This window comes from Massilia sp. PWRC2 (assembly GCF_049896725.1).
Taxonomy (GTDB): Bacteria; Pseudomonadota; Gammaproteobacteria; order Burkholderiales; family Burkholderiaceae_D; genus JAFCUW01.
On the sequence record NZ_JAFCUW010000001.1, the window covers coordinates 609,716 to 636,193 of the forward strand.

General features: G+C 64.9%; 27 protein-coding genes. 19 read left to right on the plus strand and 8 right to left on the minus strand.

Going from position 1 to position 26,478, the window contains the following annotated elements:
- The first annotated feature begins 3 nt into the window (after positions 1–3).
- The 14 genes from ACP7BZ_RS02710 (at position 4) to ACP7BZ_RS02775 (ending at position 12,262) form a co-directional block, all read left to right on the plus strand.
- Positions 4–1,176 carry a flagellar hook-length control protein FliK gene (locus ACP7BZ_RS02710; RefSeq protein WP_426110103.1) on the plus strand — a complete coding sequence of 391 codons (1,173 nt, stop codon included), beginning with the start codon at positions 4–6 and terminating at the stop codon, positions 1,174–1,176.
- Positions 1,169–1,489, plus strand: a complete 321-nt coding sequence (locus ACP7BZ_RS02715) for an EscU/YscU/HrcU family type III secretion system export apparatus switch protein (RefSeq protein ID WP_426110104.1) — start codon at positions 1,169–1,171, stop codon at positions 1,487–1,489. The genes ACP7BZ_RS02710 and ACP7BZ_RS02715 overlap by 8 nt, the downstream gene beginning before the upstream one ends.
- A 17-nt stretch (positions 1,490–1,506) precedes the next feature.
- Complete coding sequence (locus tag ACP7BZ_RS02720) at positions 1,507–2,274, plus strand: flagellar brake protein (RefSeq protein ID WP_426110105.1); 768 nt, start codon at positions 1,507–1,509, stop codon at positions 2,272–2,274.
- A gap of 40 nt (positions 2,275–2,314) precedes the next feature.
- On the plus strand, positions 2,315–2,962 hold the full coding sequence (locus ACP7BZ_RS02725; RefSeq protein WP_426110106.1) for an ANTAR domain-containing response regulator: 648 nt from the start codon (positions 2,315–2,317) through the stop codon (positions 2,960–2,962).
- Between the two features lie 177 nt (positions 2,963–3,139).
- Entirely contained in the window at positions 3,140–4,945 is a 1,806-nt protein-coding gene (locus ACP7BZ_RS02730) for a tetratricopeptide repeat protein (RefSeq protein WP_426110107.1), read from the plus strand.
- A complete protein-coding gene (locus tag ACP7BZ_RS02735; protein WP_426110108.1) occupies positions 4,942–6,063 on the plus strand; it encodes a DegT/DnrJ/EryC1/StrS family aminotransferase in 1,122 nt (373 codons plus the stop codon). The genes ACP7BZ_RS02730 and ACP7BZ_RS02735 overlap by 4 nt, the downstream gene beginning before the upstream one ends.
- A 100-nt stretch (positions 6,064–6,163) precedes the next feature.
- Positions 6,164–7,342, plus strand: a complete 1,179-nt coding sequence (locus tag ACP7BZ_RS02740; protein ID WP_426110109.1) for an FkbM family methyltransferase — start codon at positions 6,164–6,166, stop codon at positions 7,340–7,342.
- A gap of 323 nt (positions 7,343–7,665) precedes the next feature.
- Positions 7,666–8,376 carry a class I SAM-dependent methyltransferase gene (locus ACP7BZ_RS02745; RefSeq protein WP_426110110.1) on the plus strand — a complete coding sequence of 237 codons (711 nt, stop codon included), beginning with the start codon at positions 7,666–7,668 and terminating at the stop codon, positions 8,374–8,376.
- 156 nt (positions 8,377–8,532) lie between these two features.
- Positions 8,533–9,915, plus strand: a complete 1,383-nt coding sequence (locus tag ACP7BZ_RS02750) for a WavE lipopolysaccharide synthesis family protein (protein WP_426110111.1) — start codon at positions 8,533–8,535, stop codon at positions 9,913–9,915.
- 2 nt (positions 9,916–9,917) lie between these two features.
- Positions 9,918–10,250 (plus strand): hypothetical protein, encoded by a 333-nt coding sequence (locus tag ACP7BZ_RS02755; RefSeq protein WP_426110112.1) that lies wholly within the window; start codon positions 9,918–9,920, stop codon positions 10,248–10,250.
- Between the two features lie 132 nt (positions 10,251–10,382).
- The gene (locus ACP7BZ_RS02760; RefSeq protein ID WP_426110113.1) at positions 10,383–10,547 is read left to right on the plus strand and encodes a hypothetical protein; all 165 of its coding nucleotides are present in this window, start codon (positions 10,383–10,385) and stop codon (positions 10,545–10,547) included.
- On the plus strand, positions 10,537–11,178 hold the full coding sequence (locus ACP7BZ_RS02765; protein ID WP_426110114.1) for an HAD family hydrolase: 642 nt from the start codon (positions 10,537–10,539) through the stop codon (positions 11,176–11,178). The genes ACP7BZ_RS02760 and ACP7BZ_RS02765 overlap by 11 nt, the downstream gene beginning before the upstream one ends.
- Complete coding sequence (locus tag ACP7BZ_RS02770; RefSeq protein ID WP_426110115.1) at positions 11,175–11,939, plus strand: glycosyltransferase family 2 protein; 765 nt, start codon at positions 11,175–11,177, stop codon at positions 11,937–11,939. The genes ACP7BZ_RS02765 and ACP7BZ_RS02770 overlap by 4 nt, the downstream gene beginning before the upstream one ends.
- A complete protein-coding gene (locus tag ACP7BZ_RS02775) occupies positions 11,936–12,262 on the plus strand; it encodes a hypothetical protein (protein ID WP_426110116.1) in 327 nt (108 codons plus the stop codon). Before ACP7BZ_RS02770 ends, ACP7BZ_RS02775 begins: the two co-directional genes overlap by 4 nt.
- A 71-nt stretch (positions 12,263–12,333) precedes the next feature.
- On the opposite strand, the gene ACP7BZ_RS02780 is transcribed toward ACP7BZ_RS02775, so the two are convergent.
- The 8 genes from ACP7BZ_RS02780 to ACP7BZ_RS02815 are packed head-to-tail and all read right to left on the minus strand — an operon-like array spanning position 12,334 to position 17,760.
- On the minus strand, positions 12,334–12,531 hold the full coding sequence (locus tag ACP7BZ_RS02780; protein ID WP_426110117.1) for a hypothetical protein: 198 nt from the start codon (positions 12,529–12,531) through the stop codon (positions 12,334–12,336).
- 36 nt (positions 12,532–12,567) lie between these two features.
- Positions 12,568–13,197 (minus strand): hypothetical protein, encoded by a 630-nt coding sequence (locus tag ACP7BZ_RS02785; protein ID WP_426110118.1) that lies wholly within the window; start codon positions 13,195–13,197, stop codon positions 12,568–12,570.
- Complete coding sequence (locus tag ACP7BZ_RS02790) at positions 13,187–14,326, minus strand: aromatic ring-hydroxylating oxygenase subunit alpha (protein ID WP_426110119.1); 1,140 nt, start codon at positions 14,324–14,326, stop codon at positions 13,187–13,189. Before ACP7BZ_RS02790 ends, ACP7BZ_RS02785 begins: the two co-directional genes overlap by 11 nt.
- An 11-nt stretch (positions 14,327–14,337) precedes the next feature.
- Positions 14,338–15,009 (minus strand): acetyltransferase, encoded by a 672-nt coding sequence (locus ACP7BZ_RS02795; RefSeq protein ID WP_426110120.1) that lies wholly within the window; start codon positions 15,007–15,009, stop codon positions 14,338–14,340.
- Complete coding sequence (locus tag ACP7BZ_RS02800; RefSeq protein WP_426110121.1) at positions 15,000–15,734, minus strand: SDR family NAD(P)-dependent oxidoreductase; 735 nt, start codon at positions 15,732–15,734, stop codon at positions 15,000–15,002. The genes ACP7BZ_RS02795 and ACP7BZ_RS02800 overlap by 10 nt, the downstream gene beginning before the upstream one ends.
- Before the next feature lie 21 nt (positions 15,735–15,755).
- Positions 15,756–16,499 (minus strand): SDR family NAD(P)-dependent oxidoreductase, encoded by a 744-nt coding sequence (locus ACP7BZ_RS02805; RefSeq protein WP_426110122.1) that lies wholly within the window; start codon positions 16,497–16,499, stop codon positions 15,756–15,758.
- Positions 16,496–17,533, minus strand: a complete 1,038-nt coding sequence (locus ACP7BZ_RS02810; RefSeq protein WP_426110123.1) for a ketoacyl-ACP synthase III — start codon at positions 17,531–17,533, stop codon at positions 16,496–16,498. The genes ACP7BZ_RS02805 and ACP7BZ_RS02810 overlap by 4 nt, the downstream gene beginning before the upstream one ends.
- A 2-nt stretch (positions 17,534–17,535) precedes the next feature.
- Positions 17,536–17,760: an acyl carrier protein gene (locus ACP7BZ_RS02815; RefSeq protein ID WP_426110124.1), complete on the minus strand. Its 225-nt coding sequence runs from the start codon at positions 17,758–17,760 to the stop codon at positions 17,536–17,538.
- A 476-nt stretch (positions 17,761–18,236) separates the two neighbouring features.
- On the opposite strand from ACP7BZ_RS02815, the gene ACP7BZ_RS02820 reads away from it, so the two are divergent.
- The 5 genes from ACP7BZ_RS02820 to ACP7BZ_RS02840 are packed head-to-tail and all read left to right on the plus strand — an operon-like array spanning position 18,237 to position 26,463.
- Entirely contained in the window at positions 18,237–19,556 is a 1,320-nt protein-coding gene (locus tag ACP7BZ_RS02820; RefSeq protein WP_426110125.1) for an MFS transporter, read from the plus strand.
- 23 nt (positions 19,557–19,579) lie between these two features.
- Positions 19,580–22,111 (plus strand): nitrite reductase large subunit NirB, encoded by a 2,532-nt coding sequence (nirB, locus tag ACP7BZ_RS02825; RefSeq protein ID WP_426110126.1) that lies wholly within the window; start codon positions 19,580–19,582, stop codon positions 22,109–22,111.
- Between the two features lie 26 nt (positions 22,112–22,137).
- Positions 22,138–22,488, plus strand: coding sequence for a nitrite reductase small subunit NirD (nirD, locus tag ACP7BZ_RS02830; protein ID WP_426110127.1), 351 nt, complete (start codon positions 22,138–22,140; stop codon positions 22,486–22,488).
- 20 nt (positions 22,489–22,508) lie between these two features.
- On the plus strand, positions 22,509–23,753 hold the full coding sequence (locus tag ACP7BZ_RS02835) for an NAD(P)/FAD-dependent oxidoreductase (protein WP_426110128.1): 1,245 nt from the start codon (positions 22,509–22,511) through the stop codon (positions 23,751–23,753).
- 10 nt (positions 23,754–23,763) lie between these two features.
- Entirely contained in the window at positions 23,764–26,463 is a 2,700-nt protein-coding gene (locus tag ACP7BZ_RS02840; RefSeq protein ID WP_426110129.1) for a molybdopterin-dependent oxidoreductase, read from the plus strand.
- The last annotated feature ends 15 nt before the right edge of the window (positions 26,464–26,478 follow it).

Here is a 26,478-nt window from a genome sequence, read left to right on the forward strand (position 1 = left end):
ACCATGCTGCCGCGTATCGATGCCAGCATTGTGCCTGTCACCCCGGCCCGCCCGCTGCAGGCGGCCGAAGCAATTGGCGATCCGCGCCAGCAACTCTTTGAGCGCTCGCTGCAAACCCTGATTGGCAAGTCGCTGTCCGGCCAGATCCTCTCGCGGCTGGCCGACGGCAGCTTTGTCGTCAAAGTCAATGGCACGCCGGCACGCATGCAACTGCCGGCCGGCGCCCAGCCCGGCGCCGAGGTGCCGCTCACGCTGGTCTCGCTGACACCACGGCCGACCTTCCAGATCGCCGCTTTCGGCGCCGCCGCCATGCTCTCAGAAGCCGACGCCGGTGCGCTGCTGCACGGTGCGGCCGAGGGCGGCGCCGCGCCGCCCGGCACCACCGCCGGGGCTGCCAATAGCGCCACCAGCCTGCGCGCCAGCGCCGCCCTGCTCGATCATCACCAGCTGCCCCTGCTCGAAGCGGACAGTCGCGACACCACCCTCAGCGCCAGCGCCCGCGTGATCAGCGGCGTGCTGGCCACCGCCATGGCCACGCCGAATGCGCCCAGCGCCGTCACTGGCAGCGTACCGATCCTGCTGCGCCCGCCCACCGACACCGATGGCGCCGCGCTGGCCAGGCAACTCAAACATGCGATCGACAGCAGCGGCCTGTTTTACGAGTCGCACCTGCGCGACTGGAGCGAAGGCAAGCGCACGCTGGCCGAGCTGGCGCGCGAGCCGCAGATGCAGCGCGTGCTCGATGGCGCGCCGGCGCGCCCCGGCGCCACCATCGATGGCGCCACCGCCCAGTTCATCAACCTGCAATTGAGCAGCCACGAGCAGTCACGCCTGGCCTGGCACGGCGAGTTGCTGCCAGGCCAGCCGATGCACTGGGACATCAGCCGCGACGCCCCGCAGCACCAGGGCAGTCAGACCAGCGAGGCGGCGCCGACCGCCTGGCGCAGCGCGCTGCGCTTTCGCTTTGCCCACCTCGGTGAAGTGAGCGCCCAGCTGGTGCTGGTGGGCGAGCAGCTGCACCTGCAAGTGCGGGCCACCAGCGCCACTGCCGGCGCCGCCCTGCAGGCGCACGCGCCCGGCCTGTCGAACGCGCTCGATGCCGCCGGCGCACCCTTGTCGTCACTGAGCATCGGCGCCGACGACAACGCCGCTGCCGATGCCACTGCCAATGACTGACGACGCCAAGGCCCGCCAGAGCGCGGTCGCTCTCGCCTACCTGGAAGGCGAAGGGGCGCCCAAGGTGGTCGCCAAGGGCAAGGGCGTGGTGGCGGCGCAGATCATCGAGCGCGCCCAGGCCGCCGGCGTGTTCGTCCACGAATCGAAAGAACTGGTGGCGCTGTTAATGGATGTCGACCTCGACCGGCAAATCCCGCCGGCGCTGTACCGGGCGATTGCAGAACTGCTGGCCTGGTTATATCATGTTGATTCAGCGCAAGGCCGTGGCGACCCGCTGCCGGCGCCGCCAGCTTTGGCGGGCGCTACCGATTGACCGCATTATTTTCCCGCATGGACGCAATGGACGCCTCGAACGAATTTGGTCTTGAAAACTGGCATGATTTTGAAGTCGGTTCGCGCCGCGAAGTCATTGCCCTGCTGCGCGCCATCGCCGAAAAAAATCAGCTGATCCGCGTCCTGGTGCAAGGTGAAAATGACGTCTGCGTCACCACCATCCTGCAAGTCGACGCCGACGGCGGCAAACTCATTCTCGACCGTTCCATCAACGCCGAACAGAACGGACGGATCGTCCAGGCCCGCCGCGTCTCGTTTGAGACGTCGCTCGACAAGATCCGCATCCTGTTCGCCACCGACCAGGTGCGCGACACCATCTTCGGCAACGGCCCGGCCCTCGAACTGGACTTGCCGCCCGCCATGGTGCGCCTGCAGCGGCGCGAGTTTTACCGCATGAATACGCCCGTTAGCAATCCGCTGCGGGTGACCATCCCCATCCTTGACGAGCACGGCGGCGGCAGCGTGGTGCTGCCGCTGTCCGACATCAGCTGTGGCGGCGTGTGCGTATTCGATAACAAATTCGTGCTCGGCAACACCATCGGCAAGAATTATGAAAATTGTCGTATTGATTTACCCGAGATCGGCATGGTCAGTACCACCTTGCAGGTGCGCAACTCGATCGACATGACGCTGCTCAACAACAAGGCCAACCGCCGTCTCGGCTGCCAGTTCCTCGACATGTCGCGCGCCAGTGCCGCCGCCGTGCAGCGCTACATCACGCGGCTCGAACGGGAACGCAACGCCCGCATCGCCGGTCTCGGCTGACCGGCTCCGCCGCGGCACGATTCTTGCTTGCAACTATCGCATGAATCGCAACACACCGCCTGCTGCCCCACCCCTGCGCATCGTCGTCGCCACCACGGTGGCCGACCCGCACCAATATGATGCGGCGGCCCTGGCCGAGCAGTCGCGGCGCGCCAATACCTTGCGCATTGGCCTGCTCGAAGCCGGTTACGACCTGGTCGCCTCGCTGCCGGCCGACATGTACTTGCCCGAGCGCATAGCCCAGCTGCAGCCCGACCTGATCATCATCGATGCCGATTCCGACGCCCGCGACGTGCTCGAACACGTGGTGGTGAGCAGCCAGCACGGCCGCCGCCCCATCGTGCTGTTTACCGACGATGCGGCGCCGGCCTCGATGGACGCGGCGATGGCGGCGGGCGTGTCGGCGTACATCGTCGCCGGCCTGCAGGCCGAGCGGCTCGAACCGGTGCTCAATGTGGCGCTGGCGCGCTTTCGCCAGGAAGAAAAAATCCGCGGCGAACTGGCCGACGCCAGGCAGGGACTGGCCGACCGCAAGGTCATCGAACGGGCCAAGGGCATGCTGATGCGCCACCACGGCATCGCGGAAGATGCGGCCTACCAGCGGCTGCGCAGCATGGCGATGAACAAGAAAATGAAACTGGCCGAGCTGGCACAGCGCATCCTCGATGTCGAAGACCTGCTCGGCTAAGCAAGCACGTCCGCCATGTGGTTTGCCTTTCCTTGACTTGCATTGACCCGGACGTTACTGTAACGAAACGCGTTGCAGTCGGTCCAGTTCGGCCCGTGCGCAGGCGCTTCAACCGACAGCCATCTTGCGCACAATATTTTTATTCGATCTACGCCACCCACCCTGCCGAGGCGCCAGTTGAACAGCGCGCCGGACACCGCCGTCATCGATGGCTTGCTGGCCAAATTTGCCCAGGGCAATATGGCGGAGGCGGGCCTGCTGGCGCAGCAGCTCACCGAGCAGTACCCCGACTGGGGATTTGGTTACAAGGCGCTCGGTATCGCCCTGCAGTCACAGTCCCAGGTCGGCGCTGCCGTGGAGGCGATGGCCCATTCGGTGCGCTTGCTGCCCGATGACGCCGAAGTGCACAACAATTATGGATTGACCCTGACCGGCCTGCGCCGCGCGGCCGAAGCCGAACAGGTGTTGCGGCGGGCGCTGGCGCTGGCGCCCGACTATGCGGAGGCGCACAACAACCTGGCCATTGCCTTGCTCGATCAGGGCAAGCTGGCGGCGGCCGAGCTGAGCCTGCAACGCGCGCTGCAACGCAAGCCCGACTACATCAAGGCGCACAACAATCTGGCCATGGTGCTGCAGGCGCAAGGACGATTGGGCGAAGCGGTCAGCGCCTACCGTCGCACCCTGGCCCTGCATCCGCTGTACGCCGACGCCCACAGCAATATGCTGTTTTGCCTCAGCCAGATGGAAGAGATCGATACGGCCAGCCTGCAGGCCGAGCATGGCGCTTACGCCGAGCGCTTCGAGGCACCGCTGCGCCCGCACTGGCCGCAGCATACCAACCGGCGCGACAGTGAACGGGTGCTGCGCATCGGCATCGTCTCAGGTGACCTGCGCGACCATCCGGTGGCCGCTTTTTGCGAGCCGGTGCTGGCCGTGCTGGCGCAGCGTCCCGGCCTGCAATTGCACGCCTACAGCAATCACCCGGTCGAAGACGCCGTGACGGCGCGTCTGAAACACCACTTCGCCCACTGGACCACGATTGCCGGCAGCGCCGACGCCGTCGTTGCCGCCCGCATCGAACAGGACGGCATCGACATCCTGATCGACCTGGCCGGCCACACCGCCCACAACCGCCTGCCCGTGTTTGCCCGCAAGCCGGCGCCGCTGCAGGCGAGCTGGATTGGCTATCCCGGCAGCACCGGCCTGGCGGCGATGGATTACTATCTGACCGATCCTTTCATGCTGCCGCCCGGCCAGTTCGACCACCAGTTCAGCGAAAAACTGCTGCACCTGCCGGTATCGGCGCCCTTTCTGCCGTCGCCGCTGTCGCCTGCCGTCAACCGGCTGCCCGCCAGCGATAATGGCTACCTCACGTTCGGCAGTTTCAACCGCCCCAGCAAGCTGAGCGCTGCGGTAGTGGCGCTGTGGTCGCGCGTGCTGCGCGCGCTACCTGCCGCCCGCATGCTGCTGGCATCGATGCCGGCCGATGGCAGCAACGATGCGCTCGCGGCCCAGTTTGCCCTGAACGGCATCGCCAGGCAGCGCCTCGATTTTTATCCGCGCGCCGATATGGCGAGCTACCTGGCACTCCATCAACGGGTCGACATCTGTCTCGACACCTTCCCCTATTCGGGTGGCACCACCACGCTGCACGCGCTGTACATGGGCGTGCCGACGGTAACGCTGCTGGGCAGCACCGCCGCCGGCTGCCAGGGCGCCAGCATCATGCGCCACAGCGGCCTGCCGCAATTGATCGCCGACGACGCCGACGATTTCGTCGCGATTGCCGTTGCCCAGGCCAACGACCTGGCCGCCCTGGCGACCATCCGCGCACAACTGCGCGGGTGTTTTACCACCCCCTCCTCGAGTACCATGGACGGCATTGCGCTGGGCCTTGAACTGGCGCTGCGGGCGATCTGGCAGCGCTGGTGCGCGCAGCAAGCACCTGCTCCCTTGCAAATCACCTTGCCGCAGCCATCATGAACGAAGACGCCCCCATCTTTGTCACCCAGCCACTGCTGCCGCCGCTGGACCAGCTGATGCCTTACCTGGAACAGATCTGGGCCAACAAATACGTCACCAATGGCGGCCCGTTCCACCAGCAGCTCGAAGCGGCGCTGTGCGAGCACCTGGGCGTGAAGCACATTTCGCTGTTTGCCAACGGCACCATCGCCTTGATGACGGCACTGCAATCGCTGGGAGTGAAGGGCGAAGTGATTACCACGCCCTATTCGTTCGTCGCCACCGCGCACGCCATGATGTGGAATGGCATCAAGCCGGTCTTTGCCGACATCGATCCCGCCACCTTCAACCTCGATCCGGCGCGCATCGAAGCGGCCATCACGCCGGCAACGACCGCCATCATGCCGGTCCATTGCTACGGTCGCCCGTGCGATGTGCAGGCGATCGATACCATTGCCCGTCGCCACAGTCTCAAGGTGATCTACGACGCCGCCCATGCCTTCGCCGTGCGCCAGGATGGCACCAGCGTGCTGACCCACGGCGACCTGTCGGTGCTCAGTTTTCACGGCACCAAGGTGTTTCATACCTTCGAGGGCGGCGCCATCGTCAGCCCCGACAGCGCCACCAAACGCCACATCGACAATCTGAAAAACTTCGGCATCGTCGATGAAGTGACGGTCAGCGCACCTGGCATCAACGGCAAGATGAGCGAATTTAATGCCGCCTTCGGTCTGCTACAGCTCAAACACATCGAGCTGGCACTCGATAAACGCCGCGCCATCGATCGCCACTACCGCGAGGCGCTCGCCGATGTGCCCGGCATCACCTGCCTGCCCCACGCTGCTGGCGTGGTCGCCAATGGCGCTTACTTTCCTATCCTGGTCGGCCGCGCTTACCATGCGAGCCGCGACGAGCTCTACCAAAAGCTGCGCGACGCCGGCGTGGTCGCGCGCCGCTATTTTTATCCGCTGATCAGCGACTTTCCCATGTACCGGACGATGCCCTCGGCCGATCCGGCGAACTTGCCGGCGGCCTCGCAAATCGCCCGCCAGGTCCTGTGCCTGCCGATTTTTCCCGATTTATCTGCCGACCAGATCAAGCGCATCGTCGGCCTGATCCGGCAGGCATGCAGGGCATGACGCCCGCGCCTGAAGCTGCTTCGCAGAAGCCGCCAACTGGTGCAGCCCGACCGCAGCGGGCGCCCGCGCGCCACCATGCCATTTCTCGTTTAGTAAAACCATGAACCCATTATTCGATTTCGCCCAACTGCGACAGGCTGCCGCCGTCCCGCTCGACAACCTCGCCAGCTATGAAGCGGTGTACTTCCTTGGCAATCACACCCAGTTATTTCGCCAGCGCTGCACCGCCGTCGCCCTCGGTCTGCCGCGCTTCGCCGGGGTCATGGTGTTCGAGGAGACCGAGGCAAAACGCCGCAGCGTGGGACAGATGCTGGCGCTGGAGCGGCCGTGGCGCTTGCTGACCACGGCCGCGTTACTGGCGCTCAGCGCGGCTGACAAGGCCAAGCTGCTGGTGATCGATTTTAATGACACGTTAGCCGGCAAACGGATCGCCAGCGAGCTGGCGGCGGCCGGCGTGACTGTGCGCGACTGCCTGTACGCCATGCACGAGCTGGGACTGGCACACACCTATGTCAGCGTATGCGAGGAACGCACCCATGCCATCGCACACCTTGATCAATATGAAAACATGGCGCCACTGTTCACCGACGACTGCTCGCGCCGCACCCTGCTGGCCCGCCTGCAAGCGCTGATCACACTGGAGCGCAGCGCGCTCATCGAAGTGTCATTCCCCTTGTGCGACTTCATTAACGGCTTTGCACCGACTGCCGGCCTGGTCGTGCGTGCCGATGAAATCTTCATCGACGCCGGCGCCGCCCACGGCGACACCGTCAGTCACTTCTACCACGCCAGCAGAGGCAGCTTCCGCGCCATGCACGCGTTTGAACCGGACGCTGCCAACTTCGGCGCCTTGTCGGCGCTGTGCGCCTTCCTGCCCAACACCTCGGCCTATTTTGCCGGCCTCGGCGAACGCGCCGGCACGCAAGAATTCTTCGAAAATACGGCCAATCCGTTCGGCAGCAATTTCCGCGCCCGGCCCACCGGCAGCGACGGCACGCCAACGCAGATGATGGCGATCGACGATGTGGTCGACGCCGCGACCCTGATCAAGATTGACGTCGAGGGCTACGAAGCGGCCGTCATCAAGGGCGCGGCGCGGGTGATCGCCGGCAGTCGTCCGAATATGACGATCTCGGCATACCACTACCCGATCGATATCGCGCAGATCATCGAAATCGTGCAGGCGATTCACCCCTACCGCCATATCGCCCTGCGTCACTACAGCGCCGACCTGTATGACACCCAGCTGATTTTTTCCGACACCCAGTGCTTCGATTGAGGGCATGCCATGTGCGACCGGGCTGAAAACGCCACGTCAAGCGGTTTGCTGGCTGCCTGCGCAGCCACCCTGGGCATTGCCCGTCAAAGCCATCAGTGGCACCCCGGCAGCACTGCGGCGCAGCGCAAGCGCAGGGCGCGATAGGCCGATCCGTCGCGCCAGCGTGATCATCGCCATCGTGGCCGCCGCAGCGCTGGTCAGCGCATGATAAATTGTTCCACCTTGTAACTATTGCTTCGACCTTGGCGGCGAGGTAGGATGACATGCATGCGATCCGCATTGAGGTGACGCCGACGACGGCCTGACACATTTTGGAGAATCGAGTGATTGACGAAAACAACGAATACACAAAAATGCAGCAGGAACAATACGATCGCGATGCTTCGCACTGGTCGGTGGAAAACCGCGATCCGGTGGTTGGCTCGTTTGACAAGCACAATGCCTGGCAGGATTACGATGACTTCCTGTTCAAGGGCGTGGCTGACACCGCGGGCAAGACCGCCCTCGAATTCGGCTGTGGCCCTGGCCGCAACATCGTCCGCTTCAATCGGCAGTTCAAGCAAATCGATGGCGTCGACATTGCCGACACCAACCTGAAAAATGCCGACATCTGGTGCCGCCAGAATGGCATCAGCAACATGCCCGTGCTTTTCAAAAACAACGGGGTGGACATCGCCGCAGTCGCCGACGCTGCCTACGATGTGGTGTTCAGCACGATTTGCCTGCAACACATCCCTGTCTATGATGTGCGCTTCGGCCTGCTGCAAGAGTTTCATCGCACCTTAAAAAGTGGCGGCGCCCTGTGCTTCCAGATGGGCTTTGACAACTGGGTGCGCAAGGGCTTTTCGGAATATTACGCCAACACCTTCGATGCCACCGGCACCAACGGCATCCACGACGTCTGCATCACCGATATCGCGCAAATCCGCAAGGATCTGGAAACGATCGGCTTCGGCGCCATCGAAACGGACCTGCGGCCGGTCGGCCCCGGCGACGTTCACCATCACTGGCTGTTTGTGCGGGCCGTCAAATAAGGTCGGCGCGGCCGTCGGCCAGATCAGCGCTGGCGCAGCGCTGCGGGCAGGCCGGCGCCATGCCTGATCGGCCTGGCCAGCGACCTGGCCAAGCTCCCGCTGCCAGCGCCGGGCGGCATTTGCCGTGCCCCGCACCCACATGAAAAATCCACCCACATGACCGATACAAGCAGTATGGCGAACGCCGATTTCCGCTCAGGCCTGGCGCGCGCGCGGCTGCGTTTTCCTGATATCGACCTCGCGCGCTGCAAGCTCATTGGCTGGGGCGCCGGTTACCAGTTCGAGAAATTCTATCGGCAACTTGGCCTGCAACTGGCTTACACCGTGTGCGAGTGGGAAATCGACTCGGGCCGCCTTGCAGAAGGCGAACTCAAATGCGGCATCCCGGTCCACCATGCGCGCCGCCTTCTGGAAGAAAATCCCGATGAGGTACTGGTCGTGGTTTTCTCGGGCAAATGGTTCGACTGCATGCGGCAAATCGGCGGCTATGGGCGTTTTCGCAGCATCCGCGCAATGGACGAACAAGTCGAAGGCAAATCGCTCGCGCAAGTCTTGCAACGCCATTTCGTTGGCCAGCCGGCGACGCCGCCGCCGGCCACCGACGCCGCCACCATCGGCCTGATGGTGCAGGGCCCCGTGCTGGCCCACATCACGCCGATGGTGCTGGCGGCCAGCAGAAAGAAATTCCCCTTCGCGACGCAGATCCTGAGCACGTGGGACGATACCCCGCCTGCCCTGCTGGCCGCCTGCGCCCCCCATGTAGACCAGATCGTCACCTCGCCGGTGCCAGCGCAGCCGGGCGACTACAACGCCGTCATGCAACGCGACAGCGCGCGCGCCGGCTTTGCCGCCCTGCAGGCGCGCGGCATCGACTATGCCTTCAAGTGCCGCACCGACCAGTCGATCATCGGTGCCATCGATCTGGCGCACTGGCTTGCGCTGGTGCGCCAGCCGGTCCATGGCGCCGATAGCGGCAGCCGTCAGCGCATTGTGTTCTGCTCGCAGATGTCATGGCGCTTTGTCCTGTTTCACCTGACCGACCAGCTGCAGTTTGGCCGCGTTGCCGATCTGCTCGAATTCTGGCAGACCCGCGATGACAGTATCCTCGGCGGCATATCGGTGCCGCTGTCGGCCCCCGCCAGTCATCTGACCCTGTGCACGCCGGAAGCGCGCATCATGCGCTGCTACCTGCGCCGCACGGGTGTGCCCTACGATCTGACCACGGCTTCGTACTGGCAGGTGCTGGCCGATCGTTTCGCGCTGGCGCCCGATGACGAAGCCATCGTCCTTAACTGGAAAGCCATCGCCCTGTTCGACGTGCCGGTTCAAGCAGATGTGCGCGCCGCCGGCATGGCCAGCCCGGTCAACCTGATGTGGCCATGGCGCGCCGCCGACCAGTTTGCACTGGCTGCCGATCGCCCCGCGTTCATGCAGATCGCCGCGGCGGTGGACCGGCTCGGACTACTGGTGAGCGATTATGCCAGCGCCAGCCCGTTCAACCTGCCGGCGGCGCCTGACGCGCCGCACGCGCCAGGCTGACCATGCAGATTCTTTCGCACCGCGGGCTGTGGCAGCAGGCCGCCGAAAAAAACACCATGGCCGCCTTTGCGCGCTCGTTCGCCCTCGGCTTTGGTACTGAAACAGATATCCGTGACAGCGCCGGCGCGCTCGTCATCGCCCACGACATACCGGGCGGTGGCGAGCCTGCGCTGGGGAGCGTACTCGAACTGATGCGCGCCAGCGCCTGCAGCGGCCCGCTGGCGCTCAATATCAAGGCCGACGGCCTGCAGGCGGCGCTGTCGACGACCATGGCGGCCTATCCCGAGATCGATTACTTCGTGTTCGATATGTCGGTTCCAGAAACGCTGGCTTAGGTCCGCGCGCAGCTGCCGTTTTATCTGCGTGCCAGCGAATATGAGCAGCACGGCGGCGGCGTCGCCGGCAGCGCTGGTGTCTGGCTGGACAGCTTCCATGGCTGCTGGTACGACGCCGCGCAACTGGCGGCGATGCTGGCACGGGGCCAAGTGTGCGTGGTGTCGGCCGAGCTGCACCGACGACCCCATCTGCCTCACTGGCAGCAATTGAAGGCGACCGGGCTGGCCGCCCATCCGCACCTGCGCCTGTGCACCGACTTTCCTCTCGAAGCGGCGGAGTTTTTCAATGACGCTTAAGATCAAGGCGGTACTGTTCGACATGGATGGCGTCCTCATCGATGCACGCGAGTGGCACTACGAAGCGTTCAACCTGGCGCTGGCGGTATTTGGCCTGACCATTTCGCGCGCCGACCACCTGGCGAGCTTCGATGGCCTGCCCACCAGCAAAAAACTGCACATGATGAGTACCGAACGCGGGCTGCCGCGCCAGCTGCACCAACTGATCGGCCAGATCAAGCAGCAGCACACGGAGGCGCTGATCTACACCCACTGCCGGCCACAATTTGCCCAGCAGTTTGCGCTGGCGCGGCTGCAGGATGCCGGCTATCGCATCGCCGTCTGTTCCAACTCGATCCGCAGCTCGGTGGCGATGATGCTGGGGCGCGCCGACCTGCTGCGCTACCTCGATTTTTTCCTCTCCAGCGAAGACATTGCCTTGCCCAGGCCGGCGCCGGACATCTACCGCGCCGCCATCGAGCGACTCGGTCTGGCGCCCGCGCAGTGCCTGGTGGTGGAAGACAATCACAACGGCGTGACCGCGGCCCGCGCCGCCGGCGCGCATGTGCTGCAGGTGGCCACCGTCGACGAAGTCCGGCTTGACAATATTCTCGCTGCCATCGCCCGCCACGAGCAGGAAGTGCCCGTATGACGACAGTCGTGATCCCGCTGGCCGCGCGCTCGGACTATTTTCCGCTCGCCCAGTATCCGCACCCGCTGCCGCTGACCGAGGTCATGCGCCTGCCGATGATCCAGTATGTGATCGAAAATCTGCGCCGCCTGGAGGCCACGGTGCAATTCGTGTTCATCGTGCTCAAGGACGACTGCAGCCGCTTTCACCTGGACCGCTCTCTCAAGCTGCTCGCCGATGGCGCCCAGGTGGTGATCCTGGAAAACATGACGCAGGGCGCCCTGTGCAGCTGCCTGATGGCCATCGAGCACATCGATCACGCGCAGCCGCTGATCATCGCCAACGGCGATCAATACCTCGACATCGATGTGGCCACCCTGTTGCCCGAATTTGTCGCTGACGCCGCCGATGCCGCCTGCCTGTACTTCCGCGCGGTGACGCCGCGCTGGTCTTACGTCAAGGTGGAAGGGCAGCAGGTGGTCGAAGCGGCCGAAAAAAAGCCCATCAGCCGCCATGCGGTGGCCGGATTTTATTATTTTCGCAGTGGCGCGCTATTTCTCGATGCAGCAAGTCGCTCGATCCTCCAGCGCACCACCGAAGACGGCCGCTATTTCATCGCCCCCGTACTCAATCAACTCATTATCGACAACCGCCGGGTGTATGCAAGGGAGATTTCAAACGATGCTTATTTCAGCTTCTATACGCCGCAACGGATCGAAGAATTCGAACAGCGGCACGGCCAGCGCGTCGCCGCCCTGGTCGACGGCAAGGGCGGCTCATGAAACAGTTTAAGCTCGACGACATGCAGCGCGGCTGGTTTGTCGGCGATTTTTCGCCAGCGGCGTTTGTCACGCAAGGGGCCGAGGTTGCCATAAAAAGCTATCGTGCAGGCGAGCGCGAAGCGCGCCACCACCATCGCATTGCCACCGAAATTACCGTCATCCAGAGCGGCGCCGTGGAGATGAACGGCCAGCGTTTCGACAGCGGCGCAATCATCGTCATCGAAGCGGGCGAATCGACCGATTTTCACGCGCTGCAGGACAGCGTCACGGTGGTGGTCAAGGTGCCCGGCGCGCGCGACGACAAGTACGCGGGCGAGGCATGATCAACATCGTCATTCCCATGGCAGGACTCGGCTCGCGCTTTACGCAGGCCGGGCATGCCCTGCCCAAGCCATTAATTGAAGTGCTCGGCCGTCCGATGGTCGAACTGGTCGTGGCCAACTTGCGGCCGAAACTGGCGCACCGCTTCATTTTCATCTGCCAGCGCGCCCACGAGACCGAGTACGGCCTGTCGGCCCTGCTGCGTGCAATCGCGCCCGCTTGCGCCATCGTCTTCATCGACGGCATGACCGACGGCGCCGCCTGCAGGCATTCATCGCCGCCTTCGCCGCTGGCGGCGAAGGCGCGCTCAGGATCCGACCACGATGATGGGGTGGGCGTGGCTGGCGTGCCGGAACGATTTGGCGGCGATGTCGGCGCGGTAGCAGCCCGGCTTGTCGACAATCGAAAATTTTCCCACGCTGACCGCGTGCGCGATGATCACCCCCAGGCCGATGCTGACGTGGGCGGCCAGCGTGACGCCGCGTCCGAGCTGGGCGCCGTCCTCGATATGGGCTGAGTGGCCAACGCTGCAGCCGCTGCCGACGACGGCGGCGGCGCCGATATGGACGTTGTGGCCGATGCGGCAGTCGGCGCCGATCACCGCGCCCGGCCCCACGTAACAGTTGTCACTGAGGGTGGCACTGGCGGCGACCACGGCGCCGCCGCAGAGCAGCGGCGGCATGGCCAGACCGAGCGATTTGACGACGCCCATCAGCTCGAGGCGACGCATGTTCAGATGCTGCGTGCCCCACACCAGGAAGGCGCTGTCGCCGGCACTGGCGCGGGCGCCAGCAAGGGCTCGGGCGAGCGCGGCGACGGCGCCGTCATCGGCCTCCAGCAGCACCTCCACGATCTGCAGTGCCGGCGCCGCTTCGCGCCAGGCGCTGGCGATCCAGCCCAGCTCGGGCGCCGTGCCGATCACGAATTTACAGGACAATTTTTCCCTCCATGACAGCGAGGTACCAGTGCTCGATGCCGGCATTGATGAATTCATAGTCACCCAGGTGGGCCGCTTTGGCGCCCGGGTGCAGGGTGCGCTGGATGTCTTCGAGTACGCCGACGTCTTCGCGCAAAACGCGCTCAAGCCCCATCATGGTCCCGTGCAGCACCGCCAGGGCGCCGGAAAAGCGTTTCTTCTTCTTGGCCAGCACGGCGTGCACGATCAGGTCGGTGCGCCCCGGTCCCACCGGCACGTGCTGCTCGATGATGAAGGAATAGCCGGCCGTTGGCGAAGCGATGTGCAGGTTCGGAAAGGCCAGCCAGTTGTAGTACCAGTCCTGGTCGCGATAGCGCTCGACGTGGTCGAACCATGGCTGGTGGGCGAAGTTCTCGATCGGGGTATCGCGCCCGCCGCCACTAAAACTGCGCAGCAGCGCCAGCGCGCGCGCGCGCTCGGGCGTGGGGGCGCCGCGCTGCGCGCTCAGCGCCGCCAGCGCCCCTTCATTGATGACCGGCTCGAACTTGACTTCCTTGTACAGCGAGCGCGTATGCAGAAATTTGGGGTGCACGCTGTCGCGCAGATTTTCGTAGGCCAGCTTCCAGTTGAACTTGCCCTCGTAGGTCGTCATCATCACTTCGCCATCGTAGGCCAGCGACGATTGCGCCATGCTCGCCAGCAGGGCGGCGCCGAACTGCTGCCTGATCGGCATCGGTTCGGCCGACAGGTTGACGAACACCAGGTTGCCGACACATTCGAGAGCAAAGCGGCGCAGGTGCATGCAGGCGCGTTCGGCTGCGGGGTAGCGGTACAGCGTGTCTTCGAAGGGGATCTTGGCCGGTGCGCCGTCGCTGCCATAGGCCCAGCCATGGTAGTAGCACACCAGCGGGCGCACCCCCTGCGGCTCCACCTGGATGGGATTCTGGCGGTGCAGGCAGACGTTTTCAAAGGCCCGCAGTTCGCCGTCAAAATTCTGCACCACGATCGGCACGCCGCACAGCGTGCGCGTGATGAACCCATTGTGCGCTTCCAGCATCATCTTCAAGCCGATGAACTGCCACAGGGGCTTGAACAGCAAATCGCGCTCGCGCTCGAACCAGGCCTGGTCGATATACGCGGAGGCAGGCATCCGTGAGTGCATTATTTGAACCTGAAGATTTTGGCGGGATTGCCCAGCACCGTCACGCCCGGCGGCACATCGGCCATCACCACGCTGCCAGCGCCGACCACGGCGCCAGCACCGATGCTCACCTTGGGCAGGATCGTGGCGTGGGGATGGATGACGACATCCTCGCCGATCTGCGCGCCGCCGCCAATGAAGACGAACGCGCCGACCGTCACGTACGAACCAATCACCACTTCGTAGCCGATCACGCTGGTCGACTGGATGACGACGAAGTCGCCCAGGGTGACATCGACGCCGATGCGCACGGGCGGCTCGAAAAAGCAGCCGACGCCCATGCGCAGGCCATCGGCCGGAAACAGGCCGGTGCACAGATTCATGAAGGTGGCGCCCTGCGCCAGCAGCGGCGCGGCAAAGCGGCGCCGCTGGCCCGGATCACCGAGCGCGCACATGAAGCTCTGGCCGTCCCTGGCCTGGTAGGTCATCGGGTCGCCAAGGATCGGCAGGCCGGCTTTGGCCGCCAGCGCCGGCCGGTTGTCGAGGTAGCCGGTGACGCGCCACACCACGCCATTGTCCGGATCACCGTGGCAGGTATTGACCAGCGAGCGGCCAAAGCCACCGGCGCTGATCACCACCAGATCATGCACACTGGCGGCGGCGGCGGCGGCGGCGGGTGGGTTTACGTCCATGCATTGCCTCCATCGAGGTGCAGGGTGGTACCGGTCACCTTGCGGCTGGCGTCGCACAGCAGGTAGATGGCGGCATACGCCACATCTTCCGGCCGGCCGATGCCCATCGGGTAGCTGGCCGCTTTTTCTTCCAGCCAGGCGCGGTCCTCGTTGACCAGCGGCGTGTCGACCAGTCCTGGCGCGAGCGCATTGACGCGCATCGATCGTGGCGCCACTTCCAGTGCCAGGCAGCGCATCAAGCCCTCAAGCGCCGCCTTTGAGGCCGAATACGGCCCGACGCCGACGGTGCCGGTGTGGGCGGCGATCGACGACACGTACAGGATCGAGGCGCCATTGCGCAGCGCCTTCTGGTACAGCAGTTTTTGGGTCAGCAGGATGGGCGCCATGAAATTCGCATCGAACACGCGGTCGAGGAAGGCTGCGCGCAGCATGCGCACCGGCGTCACCCCATCGACACCGGCGCAATGGACGACGCCATCGATGTGGCCGCAGTGCGCCGCCAGCGCGGCCAGCTGGGCGTCGTCGGTGAGATCGGCAGCGAAACTGTCGTGCGCGCCCTCCTCCAGCCGCGCCATGGTCGCATCGAGCCGCGTCTGATCGCGGCCACTGGCAATCACCGCTGCACCGGCACGGGCGCACTCAATGGCAACCGCGCGGCCGATACCACTACTGGCGCCGGTGACCAGCACGCGCTTGCCGCGCAAATGAAAGGGATGATTGAGCATGGTGGTTGTCATCGTCTGAAATTAACGCACGTGCAGGATCAGACCGCCGTCGATCACCAGGCTCACGCGCGAAATCCATTTGCTGGCCGGCGTCAGCAAAAACGCGATGCCGCCGGCGACGTCGTCGGCATCGATGTGCCCCAGCGGGGTCAGATCGAGCTTGTCCTGCATGCCCATGACCTTGTTTAATCCGGCCAGCATCGGGGTGTCGACATAACCGGGCGAGACGCAATTGGCGCGGATGCCCTGGCGCGCGTATTCCTGGGCGATGGTACCGACAGCGGCCTTCAGGGCCGCCTTGGCCGCGGAATACATGCCGGTGGCGGTGGGGGTGATGTGTTCGGCCACTGCGGTGATATAGACCAGCGAGGCGCCCGCCGCGATCTTCTTTTTGGCGAACAGCGCCTGGGTCAGCAGCACCGGCGCCTCGAAATTGACGGCAAAGGTGGCATCCATGTGGCGCTGCGAGATCATCCGAAACGGCGCCAGGGTGACGCTGCCGGCGCAAAAGACGGCGCCGTCGAGGACCGCGGTCGCTTCCACCAGCGCCTGGCGCGCGGGCGCCTCGGTGAGGTCGCCCACCACCATGCTGTGGCCACTGCCAGCGAGCGTGGCCAGTACCTCGGCCAGCTTGGCGGCATCGCGGCCGCACGCCACCACCTGCGCGCCCATGCTGGCGCACAGCGTGGCGGTGGCGCGGCCGATGCCGGACGACGCCCCCGTCACCAGCAGGCGCTTGCCTTCGAGGGTGAAGGGCGTGCTCAAGACTCGATCAGCGCCGGGAACACGGCGCCGGCGACATCGACCAGGCAGGTGCCCCACGACAGACCGACGCCAAAGCCGCACATCAGCAGCCGCGCCGACTGGCCATCGAGCTGCTCGCCGATCCGCGTCGTCATCGTCAAGGGAATCGAGGCGCCGCTGGTATTGCCGAAGTCGCGCAGCGACGATGGCACTTTGTCCGCCTCCAGCCCCAGCTTCTTGCGGATGGTCTCGTTGATCATGCGGTTGGCCTGGTGGAACAGGAAGTAGTCGACATCAGCGATGGGGCAATCGGCAAATTCGAGCAGCTTGCGCACCGCCGGCGGCACCACCTGGGTAGAAAAGCTCAGTACGGCCGGGCCGTCGAGGCACAGTTCGGTCGGGCTGCGCCACATGCCGTCGCTGTCCTTCCACGGCAGCGCGTGCTGGATGCCAAACGGTTCGCGGTGGCCGCCAGCGGGCAGCATGATGGTGCGGTGACCGCTGCCATCGCTGTTGAGATCAAAATACATCGGCGGCGCCGCCGGATCGTATTCGAGCGCGGTGACGCTGGCGGCATCGGAAAACAGCGGGTCGATGACGCCGGCGGAACGGTCGCCGATCAGGATCAAGCCTTTTTTGATGCCACCGCTGGCAATCATCGCGCCCAGCACATGCAGGCCGAAGGCATAACCGGAACAACCGAGATTGATATCGAAGGCGATGGTCGACTGGCTCAGTTTGAGCCGGTCCTGCATGATGATGGCGGTCGACGGCAACAGGTAGTCGGGCGACTGCGAGACGATGATCAGCGCATCGATCTCGTCGCGCTGCCAGTTCAGGGTGGTAATGAGCTGTTCGGCGGCGTCAAAGGCGAGATCGGAAAAGGTTTGCCACGAAGCGCAGATGCGGCGCTCTTCAATGCCGATGTTGCGCACCAGCCGCTCGCGCGCGTTGCGCATCTGTGGCGGGCAGTCACGGATGTTCGATAACACCCGGTGCGGCACGCAGGTCGTCATGCCGGCGTAGCGCACATTCTGGAGTTTGACCTGCGCCATGATCAGCCGATCAGTTTATAAACATCACTGAGAGTGCGGCAGGTCAACAGGTCGGCGCCCGTGATCGCTTTGTTGTATTCCATGTCAAACATAATGATCACGCCCAGCGCCGCCAGCGAATCCCACTCCGGCAAGGTTTTCAGATCGGTCTCGCCGCGCAGATCGACGGCATCCTGAAAGTCGACCGCATTGCTAAATTTCTCTACAAATTGTTCAAGAGTATCCATCAGCAACCTTAACAAATTTATCGTTGACAAGCTTCAACGGTGGCGAATGAAAACCACAACGTGAATGTTCCATTAATTTACCGACACATCATAGTGCAAATTGCTGTTGCCTGGAAATGGTGATCAGAAACAAATTTACTTTCTTGCCAACGTAGACGGGATAAAACGCGCAGTGGCGGCGCCACCATCCGAGCGGCCTGCAGGCGCGCCAAGTGTGGGCAATGGCGAGCATGCATCTTTTGCGGGCGCTGACGCACCGTTTTAAGGCGGGCACCAAGGTATCCCCGGGCAAGCGCCACTGGCACGGATCGTGCATCACTGTCAGGGTGGATCAACGGCGACCCACCTGGCTTACAAGAATTCGCAGCACCCCGTCCAACGAAGGACAAGCACGGACAACGGCGTCCGCCCATCCCGGTGATTGATTCACCCGGCTGCGCGGACGCTTTTTTTGTTTTCGACATACGGGAGCCACCATGACCACCACCGATACGCATGCGAGCAAAGCGACCAGCATCAAGCTGCTGTCTTTTGCCACGCCGCCCATGCGCGCCTTTCACCTGACCTGGATGGCCTTCTTTATCTGCTTTTTCGCCTGGTTCGCCTGCGCTCCCCTGATGCCGGTCATCAAGGGCGAGTTTCACCTGTCACTGGCGCAAATCGCCAACATCAACATCGCCGCCGTCGCCATCACCATCCTGGTGCGCCTTGTGGTCGGTCCCATGTGCGACCGCTTCGGCCCGCGCCTGACCTATACCGGCCTGCTGGCGCTGGGCGCCATTCCCGTGCTGGGAGTGGCGCTGGCGCAGAGTTACGAGAGCTTTCTGATTTTCCGACTCGGCATTGGCGCGGTCGGTGCCAGCTTCGTCATCACCCAGTACCACACCTCGGTGATGTTCGCGCCGAAGGTGGTCGGCACCGCCAATGCCGCCGCTGCCGGCTGGGGCAATGCGGGCGGTGGCGCTGCCCAGGCCCTGATGCCGCTGCTGCTCACCGCCATCGTCATGACCGGCGTGTCGCAGTCGCTGGGCTGGCGGCTGGCGCTGGTGGTGCCCGGCGTGATGATGCTGATCATGGCGGTGCTCTACTACAGGTACACCCAGGATTGCCCGCAAGGGAACTACGCCGACCTGCGCCGCGCCGGCGTCGCCATCGAGGGCAACAAGAAAGGCGGCTGGGACAGTTTTAAGACAGCCGCCGCCAACCACCGCGTGTGGCTGCTGTTCGTCACTTACGGCGCCTGCTTCGGCATCGAAATTTTTATCCATAACATCGCCGCCGTCTATTACGTCGACCACTTCGGCCTGTCGCTGGGCGCGGCCGGTGCCGCCGCCGGCAGCTTCGGCCTGCTGGCACTGTTCGCCCGTGCGCTTGGTGGCTGGCTGTCCGATAAAAGCGCCGCCCGCGGTTCGCTCAATGCGCGCGTGACGGTGCTGTTCGTGATGATGATCGGCGAAGGCATCGGCCTGCTGTGGTTCGCCAACGCCGGCAGCGCCAGCTTTGCCATCATCGCCATGCTGGTGTTTGGCCTGTTCACCCACATGGCCTGCGGTGCCACTTACGCGCTGGTGCCTTTTATCGATAGCCGCGCCCTGGGCGGCGTGGCCGGCATCATCGGCGCCGGCGGCAACGTCGGCGCCGTACTGGCCGGCTTTCTGATGAAAGGCACCGGCAGCATTCAACAAACGCTATCGATCCTGTCGGTGCTGGTGGTGATCTCGGCGCTGTGCGCGCTGGCCGCCCGCTTTGGCGCGCGCCACAACACGGGCATCGCTGCCGCCGGCGTCGCCGCATAAAAACCAATACGGGAAAACGCACCATGAAAATCATCGTCATCGGCCACGGCATGGTCGGCCATAAATTGCTCGAGTCGCTCGCACTCGGCGCCAATACGCACCTGGAAGTGACGGTGCTGGGCGAGGAGACGCGCGCCGCCTACGACCGCGTGCACCTGTCCGAATTTTTTAGCGGCAAAACCGCCGACGACCTGTCGCTGGTGGCGCCCGGCTTTTTCGATCACGGCAATGTGCTGCTGCACTTGAATGCACGGGTGATCGCGGTCGACCGCAGCGCCCACACGGTGACCGTCGCCAGCGGCGAAGTGCTGGGCTACGACAAGCTGGTATTTGCCACCGGCTCGACGCCGTTCGTGCCGCCGGTACCGGGGCGCGAACGCAGCGACTGTTTTGTCTACCGCACCATCGAAGACCTCGAAGCGATGCGCGAATGCGGCGCGCGCTCGTCCACCGGCGTGGTGATCGGCGGCGGCCTGCTCGGCCTCGAATGCGCCAAGGCGCTGGTCGACCTGGGCCTGCACACCCACGTGGTCGAATTTGCGCCGCGCCTGATGGCGGTGCAGGTCGACGAGGGTGGCGCGCGCGTGCTGCGCCAGCGCATCGAAGCGCTGGGGGTGACGGTACACACGCAAAAAAACACCCTCGAGATCATCGACGGTGAACAGGGCCGCCAGCGCCTGCGCTTTGCCGACGGCAGCGCGCTCGATGCCGACATGATCGTGTTCTCGGCCGGCATCCGCCCGCGCGACGACCTCGCCCGCGCCGCCGGCCTCGCCCTGGGCGCGCGTGGCGGCATCGCCATCGACGACAGCTGCCTCACTTCCGACCCCGACATCTATGCCATCGGCGAATGCGCCGCCTGGCGCGGCCAGCTGTTTGGCCTGGTGGCACCCGGCTACGACATGGCGCGCACCGCCGCCCGCCACCTGGCCGGCGAACCGGCCAGTTTTACAGGCGCCGACATGAGCACCAAGCTCAAACTGATGGGCGTCGACGTCGCCAGCCTGGGCGACGCCCACACCGTCACCGAGGGTGCGCGCAGCTACCAGTATCTCGACGAGCGCCGCCAGGTCTACAAAAAAATCGTCGTCTCCGGCTGCGGCACCTATCTGCTGGGCGCCGTGCTGGTGGGCGACGCCGCCGAATACGGCACCCTGCTGCAGCTGATGCTCAACAAAATCGCCCTGCCGGCCGCGCCCGAATTTTTGATCCTGCCATCGAGCGATGGCGTGGCGGTGACGGGCCTCGGTGTCGACGCCCTGCCCGACAGCGCCCAGCTGTGTTCCTGTAACGATGTGTCCAAGGGCGCCGTCTGCGCCGCCGTGCGCGATGGCGCCATCAGCATCGGCGCCATTAAAAGCGCCACCTGCGCCGGCACCAGCTGCGGCGGCTGCGTGGCGCTGGTGACCCAGGTGATGAAGGCGGAGATGAAAAAGCAGGGACTGGCGGTCAACAACCACCTGTGCGAGCATTTTCCTTATTCGCGCCAGCAGCTGCTGCACCTGGTGCGCGTCGAGGGCTTAAAAACCTTCCCGGAACTGCTGGCGCGCCACGGCAGCGGGCGCGGTTGCGACATCTGCAAACCGGCCGCCGCCAGCATCTTCGCTTCGCTGTACAACGAATTTGTGCTCACCCCCGTGCACGCGGCGCTGCAGGACACCAATGACTACTACCTCGGCAATATTCAGAAGGATGGCAGCTACTCGGTGGTACCGCGCATGGCCGGCGGTGAAGTGACTGCCGATGGCTTGATCGCGGTGGGCACGGTGGCCAAAAAATATGGCCTGTACACCAAGATCACCGGCGGCGCCCGGGTCGACCTGTTCGGCGCCCGCGTCGACCAGCTGCCGCTGATCTGGGAAGAGCTGATCGCTGCCGGTTTCGAATCGGGCCACGCTTACGGCAAGTCGCTGCGCACCGTCAAATCGTGCGTCGGCTCGACCTGGTGCCGCTTTGGCGTCGGCGACAGCATGGGCTTTGGCATCCGCCTGGAAAACCGCTACAAGGGCTTGCGCGCACCCCATAAAATCAAGTTCGGCGTCTCCGGCTGCACCCGCGAATGCGCCGAAGCGCAGGGCAAGGACATCGGCCTGATCGCCACCGAGAAGGGCTGGAACCTGTACGTCTGCGGCAACGGCGGCATGAAGCCGCGCCACGCCGAACTGTTTGCCAGCGACCTCGATGAAGCGACCGTGGTGCGCTACGTCGACCGCCTGCTGATGTTTTACGTGCGCACCGCCGAGCGCCTGCAGCGCACCAGCGTCTGGCGCGACAACCTCGAAGGAGGTCTCGACTACCTCAAGCAGGTGGTGATCATGGACAGCCTGGGCCTGGCCGCCGAACTGGAGGCGGACCTGCAGCGGGTGGTCGACACCTATGCTTGCGAGTGGCAGGCGGCGCTCGACAATCCCGAAACGCGCAAGCGCTTCCGCCACTTCGTCAACAGCGACGCAGTCGACGCCAATGTCGTGTTCCTGTCCGAGCGCGGCCAGATCCGCCCGGCCAGCTTTGAAGAAAAGCAGCGCCGCGTGATCCCCATCGTCAGCCAGGCGTGACCCCCACCTTCATCGAAAGCGACACCATGACCAGCAGCCCGCTCACGCCCACCCTGACCGCCGTTTGCGCCCTCGACGACATCCTGCCCGACAGCGGCGTGTGCGCACTGGTCGACGGCGCCCAGGTGGCGCTGTTTCGCGTCGATGGCGAGGTCTACGCCATCGGCAATTACGACGCCAACTCGCACGCCGCCGTGCTCGCGCGCGGGCTGGTCGGCAACCTCGGCGAGCGCCTGGTGGTCGCTTCGCCCATCTATAAGCAGCATTTTGACTTGCGCACCGGCGAATGCCTGGAAGCGCCGCAGCACTCGGTGCGGCCGTGGCGCGCCTGCGTGCGCGACGGTACGGTATGGGTCGGTCCATCGGTGGGACCATGACCGGCACCACGACCGGGACCATGACTGCGACCATGCCCGTGCTGGTGCCGCCGCGCCAGTCGCTCGTCGTGGTCGGCAACGGCATGGCTGGCATGCGCACCGTCGAAGAGCTGCTCAAGCTGGCGCCGGCACTGTACGACATCACCGTGTTCGGCGCCGAGCCGCACACCAATTACAACCGCATCCTGCTCTCGCCGGTGCTGGCGGGCGAAAAGGCGCGCGAAGACATCGTCATTCACTCGCGCGCCTGGTACCTCGAACAGGGCATCACCCTTTACAGCGGCGACCCGGTGGTGCACATCGACCGCCAGCGCCGCCTGGTGCGCTCAAAATCCGGCCGCGAAGTCTGGTACGACCGGCTGCTGCTGGCCACCGGTTCGACCCCCTTCATCCTTCCCGTACCGGGCCACCTGCTGCCGGGGGTGATCGGCTTTCGCGATCTCGCCGATGTCGACACCATGCTGGCCGCCAGCGCGCACGGCGGCCACGCGGTGGTGATCGGCGGCGGCCTGCTGGGACTGGAAGCGGCCAACGGCCTGCACCGGCGCGGAATGCATGTCACCGTGGTGCACGTCAGCGACACCCTGATGAACCAGCAGCTCGACAAGAACGCCGCACGTCTGCTGCAACAGGCGCTGACGCTGCGCGGCATCGAATTTCGCATGCAAGCGCAGACCACCGAGATCGCTGGCGCACGCCGCGTGAGGGCGGTGCGCTTCAAGGACGGCACGGCCATTCCCGCCGACCTGGTGGTGATGACGGCGGGGGTGCGGCCGAATATCGAACTGGCACGGCAGGCCGGCCTGTATTGCGAGCGCGCCATCGTCGTCGACGACACCTTGCAAACCTACGATCCGCGCATCTACGCGGTCGGCGAATGCGTGCAGCACCGCAGCGCCACCTTCGGTTTGGTGGCGCCGCTGTGGGAGCAGGCCAAGGTGGCCGGCGCCCACCTGGCGCGCAGCGGTCACCGCCGCTACGTGCAAACGTCGACGCCCACGCGCTTAAAAGTGACCGGCATCGAACTGTATTCGGTGGGCGATTTTTCCGGCACCGCCAGCAGCGAAGACCTGGTGCTGCGCGACCCCCGTCGCGGCATCTACAAACGCTTGATCGTCGAGGGCGATGTGCTGACCGGCGCAGTGCTGTACGGCGACGTCAGCGACGGTCCCTGGTATTCTGAATTAATCCGGCAACGCGTGAACATCGCCCCGATCCGCCAGCAGCTGCTGTTCGGCGAAGCGCTGTGCAGCCGCGCCGCCTGACAAGGTCCCCATGCATACTGCCGTTCTCACCAGCTGTCCCTACTGCGGCGTCGGCTGCGGCGTCAAAGCCACCCGCGCCACCAACGGCAGCGTCGTCATCGAAGGCGATACCAGCCACTGCGCCAACCGCGGCCGCCTGTGCGTCAAGGGCGCAGCGCTGGGCGACACGCTCAGCCTCGACGAGCGCCTGCTGTATCCAGCCGTGCGTGAAGACGGCGCCCTGCGCCGCATCGACTGGGACGACGCCATTGCGCGGGTGGCGAGCGGTTTTCAAACCATCATCGATCGCCACGGTCCCGATGCGGTGGCGCTGTATGTCTCCGGCCAGCTGCTGACGGAAGATTATTATGTCGCCAACAAGCTCATGAAAGGCTACATCGGCAGCGCCAATATCGACACCAATTCGCGCCTGTGCATGTCGTCGAGCGTGGCCGGCCACAAGCGCGCGTTTGGCGAAGACATCGTGCCCGGCTGCTACGACGACCTCGAACTGGCCGACATGGTGGTGCTGGCCGGCTCGAATGCGGCATGGTGCCATCCGATCCTGTTCCAGCGCATCGCCCGCATCAAGGAAGCGCGCCCCGATTTTAAACTGGTGGTGATCGACCCGCGCCGCACCGCCAGCTGCGAAGGGGCCGACCTGCACCTGGCGATCAGGCCGGGCACCGATGTCTGGCTGTTCAATGGTTTGCTGGCGTATCTGGCCGCCAGTGACCACGCCGATGCGCATTACGTCGCCGCCCACACCAGCGGTTTGCCGGCGGCGCTGACCGCGGCCGGCCCGAGTGACCCCGCCGCCGTCGCCCTCGCCTGCCGCATCGACGTCGCCAGCGTGCTGGCGTTTTACCAGGCGTTTGCCGCCACGACGCGGGTTGTCACCGCCTACTCGCAAGGGGTCAATCAATCGTCGTGCGGCACCGACAAGGTCAACGCCATCATCAACTGCCACCTGCTCACGGGGCGCATCGGCAAACCCGGCATGGGGCCGTTTTCGCTGACCGGCCAGCCCAACGCCATGGGCGGGCGCGAAGTGGGGGGGCTGGCCAACATGCTGGCGGCGCACATGGAACTGGACAACGCCAGCCACCGCGCCATCGTCCAGCAGTTCTGGGGTTCGCCGGCGATTGCCGAACGGCCCGGCCTGAAGGCGGTCGACCTGTTCCGCGATATCGAGGCGGGCAAGGTCAAGGCGGTATGGGTCATCGCCACCAATCCGCTGGTCAGCCTGCCCGACGCCGACCAGGTAAAACGCGCGCTTGAACAGTGCGAACTGGTGGTGGTGTCCGACATCGTCGCCAGCACCGACACCATGGCGTTTGCCGATATCGTGCTGCCGGCGCTGGGCTGGGGAGAAAAAGATGGCAGCGTGACCAATTCGGAGCGCACCATCACGCGCCAGCGCGCCTTTTTGCCAGCGCCGGGGCAGGCGCGCGCCGACTGGCAGGTGCTGTGCCAGGTGGCGCAAAAAATGGGCTACCAGGGCTTCGATTTCGCCGGCCCGGCAGCCATTTTCGACGAACATGCGCGGCTGTCGATGGCCGCCAACGAGGGCGCCAACACGCGCCGCTTTACGCTCGCCGGCCTCGAAGGCATGAGCAGCGCCGCGTATGACGCCTTGGCGCCGGTGCAGTGGCCGCTGGGACAGGCACGCCTGTTTGGCGATGGCCACTTCGCCCATGCCGATGGCAAGGGACGATTCATCGCCAGCGTGCCGCGGGCGCCGGCCAATCCGGTCGACGACGACTACCCGCTGGCCCTTAACACGGGCCGAGTGCGCGACCAGTGGCACACCATGACGCGCACCGGCAAGGCAGCGCGGCTGGCCGGCCACACGGCCGAATCGTTTATCGACATGCATCCGCAGGACGCGCTGGCCTGCGGCGTGCGCGAAGGCGAACTGGCGCGGGTGGCCAGCCGCTGGGGCGCGATGGTGGCGCGGGTGCAGCACGGCGGCGGCATCGCCCGTGGCGGCATTTTCGTGCCGATCCACTGGAACGGCCAGAATGCGTCGGACGCGCGTGTGGGCGCCGTCTGCAATCCGGCGGTCGACCCCATCTCGGGCGAGCCGGAGTTCAAGCACACGCCGGTGCGGGTGACGCCGTTCGGCGTCGCCTGGCATGGCTTTGTCCTCACCCGCGGCGAGCCGCAGCTTGATTTGCTGACCCACTGGACCAAAATCCGCGGCGCCTCGTTCAGCCGTTTTGAACTGGCCGGACGCGCCGTCATTGCCGATCACGCGGCGTGGGCGCGCCAGCTGCTGGGGGTGACCGAGGTCGACGCCGACTGGATCGATTACCACGACCGCGCGCGCAATATCTACCGCGGCGTACACCTGGTCGATGACCGCATCGCCCAGTGCGTGTTCATTTCACCACGGCCGGACCTGCCCTCGCGCGCCTGGCTGGCCAGTTTGTTTGACCAGGGGGCATTGTCGACGCAGGACCGCGCCGGCTTACTCAGCGGGCAGGCGCTGACGGCCGGCCAGGACGCCGGGCCGACTGTCTGTTCGTGCTTTGGGGTGGGGCGCAACACCATCGCCGCCGCCATCGCGCGCGCGCAGTTGACGACGGTGGCAGCGGTGACGGCGTGCGTCAAGGCGGGTGGCAACTGCGGCTCATGCGTGCCGGAGATCCGCCAGATCCTGCAGACCGCAGCAGCAGCAACAGCAGCAGGGGGACTGGCACCGACGGTGCTGTTTGGCCCAGTTTGAAGCGCCGGCAACGCA

Bases quoted from the DNA above. Each gene is read 5' to 3' on its own strand.
- ACP7BZ_RS02710 (WP_426110103.1), top strand. From the start codon at position 4: ATGCTGCCGCGTATCGATGCCAGCATTGTGCCTGTCACCCCGGCCCGC.
- ACP7BZ_RS02715 (WP_426110104.1), top strand. From the start codon at position 1,169: ATGACTGACGACGCCAAGGCCCGCCAGAGCGCGGTCGCTCTCGCCTAC.
- ACP7BZ_RS02720 (WP_426110105.1), top strand. From the start codon at position 1,507: ATGGACGCAATGGACGCCTCGAACGAATTTGGTCTTGAAAACTGGCAT.
- ACP7BZ_RS02725 (WP_426110106.1), top strand. From the start codon at position 2,315: ATGAATCGCAACACACCGCCTGCTGCCCCACCCCTGCGCATCGTCGTC.
- ACP7BZ_RS02735 (WP_426110108.1), top strand. From the start codon at position 4,942: ATGAACGAAGACGCCCCCATCTTTGTCACCCAGCCACTGCTGCCGCCG.
- ACP7BZ_RS02740 (WP_426110109.1), top strand. From the start codon at position 6,164: ATGAACCCATTATTCGATTTCGCCCAACTGCGACAGGCTGCCGCCGTC.
- ACP7BZ_RS02750 (WP_426110111.1), top strand. From the start codon at position 8,533: ATGACCGATACAAGCAGTATGGCGAACGCCGATTTCCGCTCAGGCCTG.
- ACP7BZ_RS02755 (WP_426110112.1), top strand. From the start codon at position 9,918: ATGCAGATTCTTTCGCACCGCGGGCTGTGGCAGCAGGCCGCCGAAAAA.
- ACP7BZ_RS02760 (WP_426110113.1), top strand. From the start codon at position 10,383: ATGCTGGCACGGGGCCAAGTGTGCGTGGTGTCGGCCGAGCTGCACCGA.
- ACP7BZ_RS02765 (WP_426110114.1), top strand. From the start codon at position 10,537: ATGACGCTTAAGATCAAGGCGGTACTGTTCGACATGGATGGCGTCCTC.
- ACP7BZ_RS02770 (WP_426110115.1), top strand. From the start codon at position 11,175: ATGACGACAGTCGTGATCCCGCTGGCCGCGCGCTCGGACTATTTTCCG.
- ACP7BZ_RS02775 (WP_426110116.1), top strand. From the start codon at position 11,936: ATGAAACAGTTTAAGCTCGACGACATGCAGCGCGGCTGGTTTGTCGGC.
- ACP7BZ_RS02780 (WP_426110117.1), bottom strand. From the start codon at position 12,531: ATGCCTGCAGGCGGCGCCGTCGGTCATGCCGTCGATGAAGACGATGGC.
- ACP7BZ_RS02790 (WP_426110119.1), bottom strand. From the start codon at position 14,326: ATGCCTGCCTCCGCGTATATCGACCAGGCCTGGTTCGAGCGCGAGCGC.
- ACP7BZ_RS02795 (WP_426110120.1), bottom strand. From the start codon at position 15,009: ATGGACGTAAACCCACCCGCCGCCGCCGCCGCCGCCGCCAGTGTGCAT.
- ACP7BZ_RS02800 (WP_426110121.1), bottom strand. From the start codon at position 15,734: ATGCTCAATCATCCCTTTCATTTGCGCGGCAAGCGCGTGCTGGTCACC.
- ACP7BZ_RS02810 (WP_426110123.1), bottom strand. From the start codon at position 17,533: ATGGCGCAGGTCAAACTCCAGAATGTGCGCTACGCCGGCATGACGACC.
- ACP7BZ_RS02815 (WP_426110124.1), bottom strand. From the start codon at position 17,760: ATGGATACTCTTGAACAATTTGTAGAGAAATTTAGCAATGCGGTCGAC.
- ACP7BZ_RS02820 (WP_426110125.1), top strand. From the start codon at position 18,237: ATGACCACCACCGATACGCATGCGAGCAAAGCGACCAGCATCAAGCTG.
- nirB (WP_426110126.1), top strand. From the start codon at position 19,580: ATGAAAATCATCGTCATCGGCCACGGCATGGTCGGCCATAAATTGCTC.
- nirD (WP_426110127.1), top strand. From the start codon at position 22,138: ATGACCAGCAGCCCGCTCACGCCCACCCTGACCGCCGTTTGCGCCCTC.
- ACP7BZ_RS02835 (WP_426110128.1), top strand. From the start codon at position 22,509: ATGACTGCGACCATGCCCGTGCTGGTGCCGCCGCGCCAGTCGCTCGTC.
- ACP7BZ_RS02840 (WP_426110129.1), top strand. From the start codon at position 23,764: ATGCATACTGCCGTTCTCACCAGCTGTCCCTACTGCGGCGTCGGCTGC.